The organism is Arthrobacter sp. Y3222053 (genome assembly GCF_059092805.1).
The window spans coordinates 414,739-429,143 of sequence record NZ_JBNHIA010000003.1 but is presented as its reverse complement, the minus strand read 5'-3'; the positions used below and the strand labels follow the sequence as shown (position 1 = coordinate 429,143).

Sequence of the window (14,405 nt, the reverse complement as noted above, 5' to 3'; positions counted from 1 at the left end):
CGGTCCGGTGACGGCAGCCACACTGCCGAAAGGAGTACGCCGGACGCACCCTTATTGAGTTAGGAACTCTGCAGTGTCTGTGGACAGCAATTACCCCGGCGGACCCTCCGCGGCCGCCGAGCGGGTCGACAACGACGGCGGCCGGCCCGCTAAATGGAAGATCATCGGCCCCGGCCTCGTCGTGGCCGCGACAGGCGTCGGCGCGGCGGACATGGTCGCCACCCTGGTCGCCGGATCCCGGTTCGGCTACGGCCTGCTCTGGGCCGTGGTGCTCGGCGTGATCCTGAAAATCATCCTGGTGGAGGGCGCCGGCCGCTACAGCCTCGCCACCGGGCGCACCATCTTCGAAGGCTGGCGTTCACTGGGCCGCTGGACCACCTGGTACTTCGGCCCCTACATCATGATCTGGGGCTTCGTCTACGGCGCGACGGCGATGTCTTCCGCGGCGCTGCCCCTGCACGCACTCTTCCCGGTCATGCCCCTTTGGGCCTGGGCCATCCTCATGGGCCTCGGCGGCTTCCTGATGGTCTGGTTCGGCCGTTACGCGACCTTCGAGAAGATCACCGCCGTCCTCGTCGGGCTGATGTTCGTCACCGTCGTGGGCCTCGCGGTGATCGCCGCGCCCAACATTCCGGAGATGCTCACCGGCCTGGTGCCCATGATTCCCTCGGGCGACGGCGCTGTCTTCTACACCCTCGCGCTGGCCGGCGGTGTGGGCGGCACGATCACCCTGGCAGCCTACGGCTACTGGCTGCGCGAAAAGGGCTGGCACACGCCGAAGTGGATGCGCGTCATGCGCATCGACAACTCGGCGGCCTACATCATGACCGGCATCTTCGTCATCGCGATGCTCATCGTCGGCGCAGAGGTTGTCCGCAGCGCGGGAGTGGCCCTGAGCGCCGGTGACGCAGGCCTGCTGGACCTCTCCAAGGTCCTCAACGAACGCTACGGCGAAGTCATCGGCACCGGGTTCCTGATCGGCTTCTGGGCCGCGTCGTTCTCCTCCATCATCGGTGTGTGGAACGGCGTTTCGCTGATGTTCGCAGATTTCTGGGGCAACATGCGGGGCAAGGAATCCGGGCACCCCGATACCCGCGTCGGCGGCCGGTACTTCAAGTTCTACCTGATCTGGCTCACCTTCCCGCCCATGCTGCTGTTCATCCTCGGCAAGCCGATCGCCCTGATCCTCATCTACGGCGTGCTCGGCTCGCTGTTCATGCCCTTCCTGGCGGTCACCCTGATCGGCCTGCTCAACGGCCGCCGGATTCCCAAGGAATGGGCCAACCGGCTGCACACCAACATCGCGCTGGGCTTGACCGCCGCGCTCTTCGTGGTGCTGGGCGTCTACCAGGTGGTGGATGCCATCCTCGACGCCGTTTCGTAGCTCTCGAACGCTGTCCGGAAAGCCCCCTTCCACCGCCGGTGGAAGGGGGCTTTCCGGGTTCGGCGGCCGGGCAGTTTACCCCAGAACACGGCCCGGCACGAGGGGGCGGAACAGGGCAAAAAAAAGAGGTTCCGGCCCATCTACGCTGCTCAATTGCTCGGCTACGCTTTAAGGGCCGAGAGAGGGTTGCAGCTATGGAATCAAGCTCAGCAGATGGCCTGACAAGGCTTATCGCAGGCCGTTACCGGCTCGTCGAACCCATTGGCCACGGGGGCATGGCCACCGTCTTCCGGGGGCAGGACGAAGTCCTCGGACGCCATGTGGCGGTCAAGCTGTTCCGGGCAAGCGCCGTCGATCCGGACGACGTCGGCAGGCAGGAAACGGAGATGCGGCTCCTGGCTTCGCTTTCCCACCCCGGCCTGGTGACGCTGTTCGACGCAGGCAAGGACGACGCCGGCCGTGATGACGGGGCTGCCGGAGAACCCCGGGCCTTCCTCGTCATGGAGCTCGTGGACGGGCCGGACCTGCGCAAGCGCCTGCGGGAGGGCCCGCCGATGACGGCCTTCGAAGCCGCGCACGTGGGGGCGGAACTCGCCGGTGCCCTGGCGTACATTCATGCCCGCGGCGTTATCCACCGCGATGTGAAGCCGGCGAACATCCTGCTGCCCGCCACGATCCCCGGCATGCCGCCGCGTGCCCAGCTCACTGACTTCGGCATCGCCCGCATGATCGACGGCGCCCGGCTGACCGCCACCGGAGCGACCCTGGGCACAGCGAACTACCTCAGCCCCGAACAGGCCTCCGGCTCCTCCGCCACGACGGCCAGCGACGTGTATTCCCTTGGGCTGGTCCTGCTGGAGTGCCTCACCGGTCGGGTCGAGTTCAGCGGCAGTGCGGTGGAATCCGCCGTCGCCCGGCTCAGCCGGGATCCGGCCGTTCCGGAGGGCCTGGCGGAGCCCTGGCGGCGCCTGCTCCCGAGCATGACCGACCGCGATCCTGCCCGGCGGCCTGAGGCAGGGGCGGTGGCCGCCGAACTGCTGGGCTTTCGCTGGGGGGAAGCCAAGCCCCCGGACTCCCGGGCAACAACGCTGCCCGGCCCGTCGTCGAACGCTGAGCCGCCCGGGGCTGGCCGGGCTGCGGAAGAGCCTGCCGGTAAGGCGGCTGTGGATGCCGCCGGGCTGGTACCGCTGCCCACCCTGACCACAGCCGACGGGATCAGGCAGGGGATCAGCCGTGCCGTCCCGCCGCCGCCCACCCCTCCATCGATCGGCCGCCTTCCCGGGGCCGCCGGGGCGCCGGGCGCCGGCCGGGCCATCGGCCGGGGATCCGGCCCGGCTGCCTTCAGGGCCATGCTTCCGGCGGGCCGGCTGTCCATCGCATCGGCGGCGCTGCCCGTGCCTGCCGGACGGCGCACCGCCGGGCGCACCCTGCTGGCCCTGCTGGCCGTTACGGTGCTGACCATGGCCGTCATCCTGGCCTCCGGACGGATCGGCCAGGCGGCGGACGCAGAGCCGGTGCCCGGCAGCAGCGGCTGGACCGGCAGCTCCCTGGACCGGCCGCCGGCCTCGCCCTGAGCCGCGGGCAGCGCCGCTGACCCGCGGGGGATACTGGAAGGGTGACCCATGCCGCCCTGCCCCCTGAACCGCATACGGATGCACGCCGCTGCCCCTGCCTGAGCGGAGAGGACTATCCCTCCTGCTGCGGCCGGTTCCATGCCGGCGCACCCGCTCCCACGGCCGAGGCGCTGATGCGGTCCCGGTACAGCGCCTTCGCCCTCGGCGACAGCGCCTACCTCCTGCAGACCTGGCACCCGGACACGCGTCCCCGGGATCTGGACCTGGATCCGGACCTTGAGTGGCGCCGGCTGGACATTGTTCGGACTGCGGCCGGCGGGCCCCTGGACACGGAGGGAACAGTGCACTTCAAGGCTTATTGGCGGGCTCCCGAGGGCCGGGGCGTGCAGGAGGAAAACAGCCGGTTTCTCCGCCTCGACGGACGCTGGTACTACCTCGACGGACGATAACCGCCCCGGGGCTGGCAGTGCCCGCGGTTTCCCTTCCGGTCCCCTCGGCCCCGCCCTACGCTGGGATGAGGCCGACGTCGCCCCGCATCCGGCGGGCAGCCGTCGCCATCCCGGCGCCCGGACGGCGCCGCGGGTGGAGCCCCGGCGGAGTCGGATTCCGCAACGAGACAAGGACTCCCATGAAAGCGCTCGTTTACGAAGGTCCCGGCCAGAAGTCCTGGAAGGACGTCCCGGATCCCACCCTCCAGCACCCGCGGGACGCGATCGTCCGCATCGACACCACCACCATCTGCGGCACCGACCTGCACATCCTCAAAGGGGACGTGCCCGCGGTGACCCCCGGCCGCATTTTGGGACATGAGGGCGTGGGCACCATCACCGAGCTCGGCGACTCTGTCACCAACTTCAAGGTCGGCGACAAGGTCATCCTCTCCTGCGTGTGCGCGGACGCCCAGTGCACCTTCTGCCGGGACGGCCTGTACTCGCACTGCCTCGGCGAGGAAGGCCAGGTCGGCATCGGCTGGATCTTCGGCCACCTGATCGACGGCACCCAGGCCGAATACGTCCGCGTTCCCTACGCCGATACCTCCATGTATTCGCTGCCGGAGAACGTCAAAGGCGAGCACGGGGTCCTGCTCAGCGACATCCTGCCCACCGGTTTCGAAATTGGCGTCGAATACGGGAAGGTCAAGCCGGGCGACGTTGTCGCCGTGGTAGGCGCCGGGCCGGTCGGGCTCTCCGTCATGCTCACCGCAGGCCTCTACGGCGCCAGCAAGGTCATCGCCGTGGACCTGGATGACAACCGCATCGAGCAGGCCCGCAAATTCGGGGCCACCCACGGGGTCAACTCCGGCGGTCCCAACTGGCGCGAGCAGGTCCTGGCCGAAACCGACGGATGGGGCGTCGACGTCGCCGTGGAGGCGGTGGGCATCCCGCAGACGCTGCAGATGTGCACGCAGATTGTCCGCCCCGGCGGCAACGTGGCCAACGTCGGCGTCCACGGCTCTCCGGTGTCGCTCGACATGCAGGACCTCTGGATCCAGAACATCAACATCAGCACCGGGCTGGTGAACACCAACACCCTCGCCACACTGCTGCGGCTGGTGGCGGAGGGGAAGCTGAACGCGGACCCGTTCATCAGCCACCGCTTCCCCCTGCAGGACATCATGCAAGCCTATGAGACCTTCGGAAACGCGGCGGAGACCAAGGCGCTGAAGGTGATTTTGGAGGGGTAGGTCTGCCGGGCCCGCACTTAGCGGCGGGGACGCCGCGGGAGGGCTCGGAACGGCGGCAACGATATTCTTTGCTCGCAGGGCTCGCAAAGAATATTAAAGCCGCCTTCCTCCGAGCCCTCCCGGGGCTTTCACTTATGCTCGGGCCGTTTGCTGAGACGGGCCCCGGGTGGGAGGTGAGGCGTTGTGATGGTCCGCTTGGCCAGACGTTTAAGGGAGTAGCCTCGGGCTTACAAAGTCCGGATCGTCTGGAGAAGGGGAGATTGCGTGTCTGCAGCAACCATGATGGCAGGGCGGCTGAACGTCGAAAGCGGGACGTTCGCAATGGTGGAGGTGCCGGTTCCCGAACCCGGGCCGGGGTTCGTGCGGGTGAAGGTGGAGGCTGCCGGAGTGTGCCTCTCCGATGTGCACCTGATCCAAGGGCTGCTGAAGCCGCAGTTCCTCAAGGGCAGCGAAGTCACCCTCGGGCATGAGGTCGCAGGCACGGTGGACCTGCCCGGCCCGGGGACCCGGCACCGGGTAAGCCCCGGCGACCGGGTGGTGATCCAGGCCGGATACGAACACAACGGCGCCACGTTGACCATGGGCGTGGACTACGACGGCGGCTGGGCCGAGTATGTCTGCGTGCCGGCCGGAGTGCTGGTGCCGCTGGGGGACGGGATTCCCTTTGACCAGGCCGCCATCATTCCCGACGCCGTGTCCACGCCCTGGGGCGCCATCGCCGGAACCGCCGATGTGCGCGCCGGCGAAGCCGTGGGCGTCTGGGGCATCGGCGGGCTGGGAGCGCACGGCGTCCAGCTGCTCCGGCTGGTCGGCGCCGCACCGATCATCGCCGTCGATCCGCTTCCCGAAGCCCGGCAGCGTGCGCTCGACTTCGGTGCCGACGTCGCGCTGGACCCGCTCGACCCGGGTTTTGCGACAGCGCTGAAAACCGCCACCGGGGGCCGGGGGCTCGACGTCGCACTGGACTTTGCCGGGGTGGATGCCGTGCGCGCGCAGGCGCTGGCCAGCCTCGGGCTCAAGGGCCGGCTGGTCCTGGTGGGGCTGAGCGGCACCCCCATCACCATCGCGGACAGCACCGGCTTCTCCTACGCCCGCCGGCAGATCCTGGGCCATTACGGATCGGAAGCCCAGCACGTGCCGCAGCTGGTCGACCTGACCCGGCTCGGCCGGCTGGACTTCGCCCGCTCGGTCAGCGGCCGCCTGCCCCTGGCCGACGCCGAGAAAGCCGTCATGGCCCTGGACCGCAAGGAAGGCAACCCGATCAGGCTGGTACTGATCCCGTAGGCCGCGGCTGCACACCGGGCCCGTGCCCGCCGTTCCGAGCAGGACGGCGGGCACGGGCTTCTTTGCGCTGAGGGAAGACCTGCGGTTGGATGGACGGACCCCCCGTGAACCCGACTGGAGGACTGCAACGTGGCAAGCCCTGCAACCGAGACCCACAACGAAACCGCGCCGGGGATGCTGGCCCCCGCCGAAGACCGCCGCGTCCTGCTGCGCAAACGCACGGGGCTGGTGCTCGGCGTCGTGCTGGGCGCGGTGATCTACCTGGTCCTGCCCCAGGACCTGGCCCAGCCCGCCCGGGCCACCGCCGCCGTCGCCGTGCTGATGGCCGTCTGGTGGATGACCGAGGCGATTCCGCTCGCGGCGACGGCGCTGCTGCCGCTGGTGCTGTTTCCGGCGCTCGGGGTCTCGCCCATCAAGGAGACGGCCGCCCCCTACGCCGACCCCATCATCTTCCTGTTCATGGGCGGGTTCTTCCTGGCCCTGGCACTTCAGCGCTGGAACCTGCACCGGCGCATAGCGCTGGCCACCGTGCTGCTGGTCGGCACCAAGCCGCGGCAGCTGATCGCCGGCTTCATGGTCGCCACCGGGTTCCTCAGCATGTGGGTCTCCAACACTGCCACGGCGGTCATGATGCTGCCGATCGGCCTGTCCGTGCTGACCCTGGTCGCCAACCTCAACGAGGAGAAGAAGGCGCCGCGGAACTTCAGCATCGCGCTGATGCTCGGGATCGCCTACGCCGCGTCCATCGGTTCCCTCGGCACCATCATCGGCACCCCGCCCAACGCCCTCATGGTCGGCTACATGGCGGATGCCCACGATGTGAACATCGGTTTTGGCCAGTGGATGCTGGTCGGGGTGCCGCTCGCGGTCATCTTCATGGCGTTGGCCTGGTACCTGCTGACCTTCGTCATCTTCAAGCCTGAAATCACCGAGATCCCCGGCGGCAGGGAGATGATCCAGAGCGAATACCGCAAGCTCGGCCGGATGTCCGTGGGGGAGCGCCAGGTCCTGGCCATCTTTGTGCTGGCCGCCGCCTCCTGGATCACGGTCCCGCTGCTCTGGCCGGACTCGCTGATTGCCGACGCCGTCATCGCCATGGGCGTGGCGGTGCTGCTGTTCGTGATCCCCGCCAACATCCGCAAGGGCACCCCGCTGCTGGACTGGTCCAGCGCGAAGGAGCTTCCGTGGGACATTCTCATCCTCTTCGGCGGCGGCCTGGCCCTCTCCTCCCGGTTCACGGCGAGCGGGCTCAGCGAATGGATCGGCACCAAGGTCTCCGGGCTGGAACCGCTGCCGCTGATCCTCATCGTCCTGCTGATTGCAGCCCTGGTGCTGTTCCTGACGGAGCTGACCAGCAACACCGCGACGGCGGCCACCTTCCTGCCGCTGATCGGCGGCGTGGCCCTGGGCCTGGGCGTCGATCCGCTGCTCCTGGTGATTCCGGTGGCCATCGCGGCGACCTGCGCCTTCATGCTGCCGGTGGCGACCCCGCCGAACGCCATCGCCTTCTCCTCCGGGCACGTGCAGATCGTGGACATGGTGAAGGCCGGCGTCTGGCTGAACCTCATCGCCCTGGTGCTGACCACCCTGGTGACCTTCACTCTGGCCGTGTGGGTCTTCGGCATCGTCTACTGACGTCCGGAAGCACGCCTTGACGGGCGAGGAGCTTACCGGGCCGGGAAGAATTCCAGGATCTCGGCAAGCACCTCCTCCGGGGCCTCCTCAGGCAGATAGTGCCCGGCGTCCACCGCCCTGCCGGTGGCGCCGGGCACTGCCCTGCCCCACAGGGCCAGTGGATCAAAGAGCGCTTCGATGACGCCGTGCCGGCCCCACAGCACGCGCAGCGGGACATCCGGAGCGGTACCGGCGTCGCGGTCCGCCCGGTCGTGCTCCAGGTCGATGGTGGCGGAGGCCCGGTAGTCCTCACACATGGCGGCCACGGCGCCGGGGGAGGAGAGTGCCGCGACATAGGCGTCCAGCACCGGCGCAGGGAACGGGCCCAGGCCGGCGTAGCGGGACCCGATGATGTTCTCGATGTAGGCCCGCGGGTTGGCTTCGATCAACGCCTCGGGCAGCGGTGACGGCTGAATGAGGAAGAACCAGTGGAAGTACGCTTCTGCGAATTCACGGTTGGTGGCGGCGTACATGTCCAGGGTCGGGGCGATGTCCAGGAACATGGCCCGGGTGACCGCGCCGGGATGGTCCAGCAGCAGGCGGTGGCCCACCCTGGCACCCCGGTCATGGGCACACAGCGCGAAGCTGTCGAACCCCCGTTCGGCGCCGAAGTGTTCCATGAGGGCCACCGCGTCCCGGGCCATCTCCCGCTTGCTGTAGGTGGCATGGTCGGCGGCGCCTTCCGGCTTCGAGGAGCCGCCGTAGCCCCGTAGGTCCGGGGCGACGACGGTGAAGTGCTCTGCCAGGTCGTCGGCGATCCGGTGCCACATCAAGTGGGTTTCCGGGTGCCCGTGCAGCAGCAGCAGGGGCGGCTTGGCCGGGGAGCCCGTGCCCGGCGCCGGTCGATCCTGGCGGCTGATCCGTCCGGTGACGGTGATTCCGTTGACCGGCACGGCGAACTCCTCGTAACGGGTGAAGCCGTGGATGCCTGTGCTCATCGTGCGGGTCCTTTCGCGGCGGAAGCTGGGTGCACCCAGCCAACCACGCCCCGCCGGACGGCGCACGCCGCCGTCCGGCGTCCGCCGTCCTCCCACCTGTCTCGCTTGCGGCCGCGTAGAGCCCGGATTAGCCTCCGCGCCATGTCCCGGATCCGGAAGCTGCAGCTGCTTGGCCTGGTGCTGCTGCCGGTCGCGGGCGGCGCGGGGTACCTGCTGGGACTGGCCTATCAACAGCTGGGATGGGGAGACAAAGACCCCTGACTTACAGCCACGGTGCTGGCCCACGGGCTGGGGCTCGCCGTCGGAACTGCCGTGGAGAGCGAGCGACGGTACATCAGGCTGGCTCGCACTCCCGCTGATTACGTGCGCGACCGGGGGCTTGATACGGACAACGACAGGCTGCTGTGGCTGCTGATCGCCGCTAACGCGTTGATCACCGTGACACTGGCCGCCGTTGCAGTGTGGCTCGTACCCGCTCCGCCGGACGCTGTCTTCCTGGGCATCGCGGGCCTCACCACGGCGTACCTCTGGGGAAGCGTGGCCTGGGCCGCACGTCGCGGACGACGGCGGGTGGAGAGAACCGGTCGGCACGCCGCTGCCTCCGGCCGTAGGCAGGTGGCCCGCGCGGAACTGCCGGTAACGACGGGACCGGAGAACACGCAGACGGCGGTGTCCCGGGCAGCCAGGGAACTCGGCTTCAGCATCCTCGCGGAGCGGGGGCGCACGCTCTGGCTGCGTCCGCCCCTGCGGACCAAGGGGTTTGCCCTCGCCGTGCGGCTCGACCTGGAGCCCTCGCCGCACGGCACCGTGCTGCGTGCCTGCTGTTTTCCCACCAGCCGCTGGGCGGGAAAGACGGCCGCCGTCGGCGTGGACGTCCTGGTGGCCCTGCTGGACGGGACCGCCGAGCAGGCAGCCTGGCTGCCCCGCCAGCGGTTCACCCGTCCGGCGACCGCGGATGGCTAGCCCGCCGACGTCGGCGGTGGCCAGGGCCGGGGCTGTTTTTGGAAGGGTTGAAGGGGCCTCATCCCGCCGGGAGTTGGCAAGGATAGCGGGGAACGCTCACTGCGAAGGGCTCCCTTGCCGGACCCTTCCACCGTTCCGGGTCAGGCCGGCCCGGACCGGCCCAGCAGCTCGTCCTTCCAGACGTTCCAGCCCGCGTCCAGCTGCCGGTCGGCACGATGCGCGTTATCGGTCAGGGCCCGCAGGACGGCGCCGTCCCCGGCGAGGTCGAAGCGCCGCGCCGTCCCGCCGCCGGGGACTTCCGTGCCGGGGAGTTCCGACGTCGGCCCCACCGGGAGGGGAGCGGGGCGCCACCCGGCCGCGGTGGCGCCCGCCAGGACCTTGGTGCCGCCCAGCACGCCGACGGCGCGCCGCCGCGGCCCGGTCAGGTCCAGGTCCTCATACAGCAGGTCGCCGTCGGGTCCGGTCAGCCGGGTGATGCTCCGCAGGTCCCCGCCCTGCTCACCCGAACGGCCCAGCACCAGGGTCTCGCGGATCAGAGCCCGGGCCCCGGCAGCCAGGGAGATCCGGGTACTGCGGCGCACGTTCGCTCCGTCCGCCGCGATGAACGGCGCACCTTGCCAAATCAGGGCTGCGCCCTCCCCAAGCTGGGCGTCGAGGGTCCAGCGGGAGGCGACGCCGTCGGCATCGTAGGCCACCATGCCGGCAGGCTCGACCACCTCGAGCACGGTCCCGGGGCCGACCCGGACCTGCAGCTGCACATCGTCGCCGCCCAGCAGCATCATGTGGATGCCGATCAACGCCACCCTGACGTGGTTGGGGGCGGCCGGAAACGCGCCGCGGACCGGCCGGGGCGCGAGGTAGTGTCCCTGGTCCAGCTCCGTGAACCTGGCCCGCCCGCCGCGGCACTCGGCGGTGATCCGGGTGGGCCGGAACGACGGCGCCGGGCCGGGCTCCGCACCCGGCCCGGCACCGGCTCCACCGGACTCCGCACCCGGGCGGGTGCGCAGGTCCGGGCCGGCCGCCGTCAGGCAGTCCGCCGTGAGGCCGGTGTCAGTGGCTGTGGAGGGCACCGGGCTCCCCGTCATGGCTGTGCACGTAGCCGCCGTCCTCATCGGCATGGAAGTGCGGGGCCATCGGCCCCGGATCCTGCGGAACATGCGCGCCGGCCCGGTGGCGCTGCACCATGCCGCGCACCCAGTCGGCCAGCTCCGCGACGGTGGCCTCGCGCTTGCGGGACAGCGCCAGGACCGGACCGCCCTCACGGGCCGCCGTCGCGTCGGCGACCATCTGCTCCACATCGACGTCCACGTGCTCGGCGAGGTCGATCTTGTTGATCACCAGCAGATCCGCCCGCGCGATGCCGGGCCCGCCCTTGCGCGCGACGTCGCCGCCGCCGGCGACGTCGAGCACGAAGATCTGCGCGTCCACCAGGGCGGGGGAGAAGGTCGCGGTGAGGTTGTCGCCGCCGGACTCCACCAGGACCAGGTCCAGCGGGGAGAAGTCCGCCTCCAGGTCCTCCACCGCCAGCAGATTGGCGGTGACGTCGTCCCGGATGGCGGTGTGCGGGCAGGCGCCGGTCTCCACGGCGCGGATGCGTTCGGCCGGGAGGACGCCGGCGGAGCGCAGGAACCGGGCGTCCTCGTCGGTGTAGATGTCGTTGGTGATAACGCCGATCTGCAGTTCCCCGGACATGGCCCGGCAGATGGTGGCGATCAGCGAGCTCTTGCCGGTGCCCACGGGGCCGGCGACGCCGAGGCGCAGGGAACGGGCGGGTGTGGTGTTCTCAGGCAACGAACAGCCTCCTTGTTCTTTCGGTGTGGTCTTCGGCCCAGTGCTCCATCCAGGGAGCGCTGAGCGCCGGAATGTCCTCCGGCGTGCAGGTCTGCAGGGCGGCCTGGGTCACGGCGTCCATCTCGGCGGCGGCGTCCAGGATCCAGCCGGTGCCACGCATCGGATCCACCGGCAGGAGCTTCAGCGCGGCGGCCACCACCGACTGCGCGTCGTCGTAGCAGCACAGCCGGGCCAGCGGCTCGGCGCCCATGCCCAGCGCGGCGGCCGTGACGCCCAGCGCCACCGGGCGGGTCGGGCGCGGGACCTCGGCGCGCAGCGCCATCACCGCCGGGTGGTCCGGCCGCACGGTGCCGGCAAGGCGCAGCATGCCGCGGCCCAGCCGCCGGGACGCGTCCCGCTGGGCGGGGGAGGGCGTGCGCGCATCCAGCGCCCGCTCCAGCTCCGGGTAGGAGCAGCCGGAGTGCCCGGAGGCGATCCGGTGCGCCAGGACGGCGGCCGCCGTCTCCGTCCGCACCACCGTGTTCAGCCGGGAAAGCAGATACGGGTAGACGCCGTCGACGCCGAGGCCGGCCAGCACGGCCGGTTCCAGGCCCGCGGAATGCGAGTAGGCGCCGGAGGGCAGCCGTGAGTCGGCGAGCAGGAACCCGGCGAGGTGTCCCGCCGGATCGGGATGCGTGGTGGGACCCATGGCTAGAACAGCGTGTAGCGCTGGGTCAGCGGCAGCTCAGTGGCCGGCCGGGGCTCGATGACCTGCCCGTCGATGCTGACCATGAACGTCTCCGGGTTCACCCGGATGTCCGGCAGGGCGGTGTTGTTCGGCAGCGAGGCCTTGGTGATCCCGCGCGTGGACCGGATGGCCGTGAGCCGCCGGGTGAGGCCCAGACGGTCCGCCAGCCCGTCCTCCAGCGCGGCCGGCGCGACGAAGGTGGTGGACAGATGCGGAGCCGACGACGGCGCCGCGGCCAGCGATTCGCGCATCCAGACCGGCTGCGGGGTGGGCAGGGACGCGTTGGGATCGCCCATCTGCCCGGCCACGATGGCTCCGCCCTTGATCACCACATGCGGGCGGATGCCGAAGAACGCCGGATTCCAGAGCACCAGGTCGGCCATCTTGCCGACTTCCACGGAGCCCACCTCATGGTCGATGCCGTGCGCCACCGCGGGGCAGATCGTGTACTTGGCGATGTACCGGCGCACCCGCTCGTTGTCCGCCGGGAGCGCGGATTCCGCCGGCCCCATGTAGTCCTTCATGACGTGCGCCATCTGCCAGGTGCGGGTGATGGTTTCCCCGATCCGGCCCATGGCCTGCGCGTCGGAGGAGGTGATGGACATGGCGCCCAGATCCTGCAGGACGTCCTCGGCCATCATGGTGTTCGCCCGGATCCGGGACTCGGCGAAGGCCAGGTCCTCGGGGATGCGCGGGTTCAGGTGATGGCAGACCATCAGCATGTCCAGGTGCTCGGCCACGGTGTTGATCGTGAACGGCAGCGTGGGGTTGGTGGAGGCCGGCAGGACGTTCGACGCCGCGGCCACCGTGATGATGTCCGGGGCGTGTCCGCCGCCGGCACCCTCGGCGTGGAAGATGTGGATGCCGCGCCCGCCGATCGCCGCGAGGGTGTCCTGCACGTAGCCGGCCTCGTTGAGCGAGTCGGCGTGCAGGGCCACCTGGACGCCCCACCGGTCCGCCGCCGTGAGCGCGGCGTCGATCGCGGCCGGCGTCGAGCCCCAGTCCTCGTGCACCTTGTAGCCGGCGGCGCCGGCCAGCGCCTGTTCCTCCAGCGCCGCGGCGCTGACCGTGTTGCCCTTGCCGTAAAGCAGGAAATTCAGCGGCAGCCCGTCCAGCGCCCGATGCATGGTCTCCAGGTTCCAGCGCCCGGGGGTGACGGTGGTGGCCTTGGAGCCCTCCGCCGGGCCGGTGCCGCCGCCGCCGACCGTGGTGATGCCGGCGGCCAGGGCCTCGCGCAGGGCCTCGGGGCCGAGCAGATGGACGTGCGTATCGATGCCGCCGGCGGTCAGGATCCGCCCCTCGCCGGCGATGATCTCCGTGCCCGGGCCGATCACCAGGGCCGGATCCACGCCGTCCATGATGTCCGGGTTGCCGGCCTTGCCGATCCCGGCGATCCTGCCGTTGCGGACGCCGACGTCGGCCCGGACGATGCCCCAGTGGTCCACGATGAGCACGTTGGTGATGACCAGGTCCGGGGCACCCTGGTCGGAGGTGCGGGTGGACTGGGCCATGGACTCGCGGATGTTCTTGCCGCCGCCGAAGACCGATTCGTCGCCGCCGAAGGTGTAGTCCTTCTCCGGGCTGATCCACAGGTCCGTGTCGGCCAGGCGGACGCTGTCACCTACCGTGGGGCCGTAGAGGTGGGCGTATTCGTGCCGGCTGATCTGCATGGCTCAGGCTCCTGACGGGTCAGTGGAAGATGCGGCCGCCGGGCCGGCGGGCAGCCGCAGGCCCGGAACCGTGCCCGTGCCGGCCAGGCGCACGAGCAGGACCTCGCGCGAGGCGCCGGGCTCGAACCGGACGGCGGTGCCCGCCGGGACGCCCAGCCGGAAGCCGACGGCGGCCTCACGGTCGAAGCTCAGGGCGGCGTTGACGTCGGCGAAGTGGAAGTGGGAGCCGATCTGCACCGGCCGGTCGCCGTCGTTGGTGACGACGAGGGTGCGGGTCTCGCGGCCGGCGTTGAGCTCCAGCGGGCCGGTGCCGGTGCGGATTTCGCCGGGGACCATCGGGGTGCTCATGAGATCGGATCCGTGATGGTGACGAGCTTCCGGCCGTCCGGGAAGGTGGCTTCGATCTGCAGGTCGGGAATCATCTCGGGCACGCCTTCCATGACGTCCTCCCGGGCCAGCACCTTGCGGCCCTCGCTCATCAGATCCGTGACGAGCGCCCCCTCGCGGGCGCGTTCGATGACCCAGCAGGACAGCAGGGCGACGGCTTCGGGATAGTTCAGCTTGACGCCGCGGCCGCGGCGGTCCCGGGCCACCATGCCGGCCACGCTGAGCAGCAGCTTGTCGGTATCCGACGGGGTGAGGAACATGGCCTGAATTTTGTCAGCGGCATGTTTCAGCCGTGTTGCAGCTGATGTACAGCCGCGTTTCGGATCCCG

Annotated in this window: 14 protein-coding genes; 7 read left to right on the top strand and 7 right to left on the bottom strand. The window is 70.1% G+C overall.

What is annotated here, in order from left to right; all coding sequences use genetic code 11:
- Window positions 1-73 precede the first annotated feature (73 nt).
- From AC5RUW_RS10025 to AC5RUW_RS10000, 6 genes are all read left to right on the top strand, one after another.
- Window positions 74-1,384 (top strand): Nramp family divalent metal transporter, encoded by a 1,311-nt coding sequence (locus AC5RUW_RS10025; RefSeq protein WP_494160553.1) that lies wholly within the window; start codon window positions 74-76, stop codon window positions 1,382-1,384.
- A complete protein-coding gene (locus AC5RUW_RS10020; protein ID WP_494160552.1) occupies window positions 1,276-2,958 on the top strand; it encodes a serine/threonine-protein kinase in 1,683 nt (560 codons plus the stop codon). Before AC5RUW_RS10025 ends, AC5RUW_RS10020 begins: the two co-directional genes overlap by 109 nt.
- 41 nt (window positions 2,959-2,999) lie before the next feature.
- Window positions 3,000-3,407: a YchJ family protein gene (locus AC5RUW_RS10015; protein WP_494160551.1), complete on the top strand. Its 408-nt coding sequence runs from the start codon at window positions 3,000-3,002 to the stop codon at window positions 3,405-3,407.
- A 179-nt stretch (window positions 3,408-3,586) separates the two neighbouring features.
- Window positions 3,587-4,642, top strand: coding sequence for a zinc-dependent alcohol dehydrogenase family protein (locus AC5RUW_RS10010; RefSeq protein ID WP_494160550.1), 1,056 nt, complete (start codon window positions 3,587-3,589; stop codon window positions 4,640-4,642).
- A 264-nt stretch (window positions 4,643-4,906) separates the two neighbouring features.
- Window positions 4,907-5,926: a zinc-binding dehydrogenase gene (locus AC5RUW_RS10005; protein WP_494160549.1), complete on the top strand. Its 1,020-nt coding sequence runs from the start codon at window positions 4,907-4,909 to the stop codon at window positions 5,924-5,926.
- A gap of 174 nt (window positions 5,927-6,100) precedes the next feature.
- The gene (locus tag AC5RUW_RS10000; RefSeq protein ID WP_494160807.1) at window positions 6,101-7,561 is read left to right on the top strand and encodes an SLC13 family permease; all 1,461 of its coding nucleotides are present in this window, start codon (window positions 6,101-6,103) and stop codon (window positions 7,559-7,561) included.
- 32 nt (window positions 7,562-7,593) lie between these two features.
- On the opposite strand, the gene AC5RUW_RS09995 is transcribed toward AC5RUW_RS10000, so the two are convergent.
- Window positions 7,594-8,538, bottom strand: a complete 945-nt coding sequence (locus AC5RUW_RS09995) for an alpha/beta fold hydrolase (protein ID WP_494160548.1) — start codon at window positions 8,536-8,538, stop codon at window positions 7,594-7,596.
- Between the two features lie 312 nt (window positions 8,539-8,850).
- On the opposite strand from AC5RUW_RS09995, the gene AC5RUW_RS09990 reads away from it, so the two are divergent.
- Window positions 8,851-9,501 carry a hypothetical protein gene (locus AC5RUW_RS09990; protein WP_494160547.1) on the top strand — a complete coding sequence of 217 codons (651 nt, stop codon included), beginning with the start codon at window positions 8,851-8,853 and terminating at the stop codon, window positions 9,499-9,501.
- Window positions 9,502-9,641: 140 nt separating this feature from the next.
- Here AC5RUW_RS09990 and AC5RUW_RS09985 read toward each other — a convergent pair whose 3' ends face one another.
- The 6 genes from AC5RUW_RS09985 to AC5RUW_RS09960 are packed head-to-tail and all read right to left on the bottom strand — an operon-like array spanning window position 9,642 to window position 14,336.
- Window positions 9,642-10,571: an urease accessory protein UreD gene (locus AC5RUW_RS09985; RefSeq protein WP_494160546.1), complete on the bottom strand. Its 930-nt coding sequence runs from the start codon at window positions 10,569-10,571 to the stop codon at window positions 9,642-9,644.
- On the bottom strand, window positions 10,552-11,292 hold the full coding sequence (ureG, locus tag AC5RUW_RS09980) for an urease accessory protein UreG (RefSeq protein ID WP_494160545.1): 741 nt from the start codon (window positions 11,290-11,292) through the stop codon (window positions 10,552-10,554). The genes AC5RUW_RS09985 and ureG overlap by 20 nt, the downstream gene beginning before the upstream one ends.
- Entirely contained in the window at window positions 11,285-11,980 is a 696-nt protein-coding gene (locus AC5RUW_RS09975) for an urease accessory protein UreF (RefSeq protein ID WP_494160544.1), read from the bottom strand. The genes ureG and AC5RUW_RS09975 overlap by 8 nt, the downstream gene beginning before the upstream one ends.
- Window positions 11,981-11,982: 2 nt before the next feature.
- Entirely contained in the window at window positions 11,983-13,689 is a 1,707-nt protein-coding gene (locus AC5RUW_RS09970; RefSeq protein ID WP_494160543.1) for an urease subunit alpha, read from the bottom strand.
- A gap of 3 nt (window positions 13,690-13,692) precedes the next feature.
- The gene (locus AC5RUW_RS09965) at window positions 13,693-14,025 is read right to left on the bottom strand and encodes an urease subunit beta (RefSeq protein WP_494160806.1); all 333 of its coding nucleotides are present in this window, start codon (window positions 14,023-14,025) and stop codon (window positions 13,693-13,695) included.
- Between the two features lie 8 nt (window positions 14,026-14,033).
- Window positions 14,034-14,336: an urease subunit gamma gene (locus tag AC5RUW_RS09960; protein ID WP_494160542.1), complete on the bottom strand. Its 303-nt coding sequence runs from the start codon at window positions 14,334-14,336 to the stop codon at window positions 14,034-14,036.
- Window positions 14,337-14,405 lie beyond the last annotated feature (69 nt).

Bases quoted from the DNA above. Each gene is read 5' to 3' on its own strand.
- AC5RUW_RS10020 (WP_494160552.1), top strand. From the start codon at position 1,276: ATGGGCCAACCGGCTGCACACCAACATCGCGCTGGGCTTGACCGCCGC.
- AC5RUW_RS10010 (WP_494160550.1), top strand. From the start codon at position 3,587: ATGAAAGCGCTCGTTTACGAAGGTCCCGGCCAGAAGTCCTGGAAGGAC.
- AC5RUW_RS10000 (WP_494160807.1), top strand. From the start codon at position 6,101: ATGCTGGCCCCCGCCGAAGACCGCCGCGTCCTGCTGCGCAAACGCACG.
- AC5RUW_RS09995 (WP_494160548.1), bottom strand. From the start codon at position 8,538: ATGAGCACAGGCATCCACGGCTTCACCCGTTACGAGGAGTTCGCCGTG.
- AC5RUW_RS09975 (WP_494160544.1), bottom strand. From the start codon at position 11,980: ATGGGTCCCACCACGCATCCCGATCCGGCGGGACACCTCGCCGGGTTC.
- AC5RUW_RS09970 (WP_494160543.1), bottom strand. From the start codon at position 13,689: ATGCAGATCAGCCGGCACGAATACGCCCACCTCTACGGCCCCACGGTA.
- AC5RUW_RS09965 (WP_494160806.1), bottom strand. From the start codon at position 14,025: ATGGTCCCCGGCGAAATCCGCACCGGCACCGGCCCGCTGGAGCTCAAC.
- AC5RUW_RS09960 (WP_494160542.1), bottom strand. From the start codon at position 14,336: ATGTTCCTCACCCCGTCGGATACCGACAAGCTGCTGCTCAGCGTGGCC.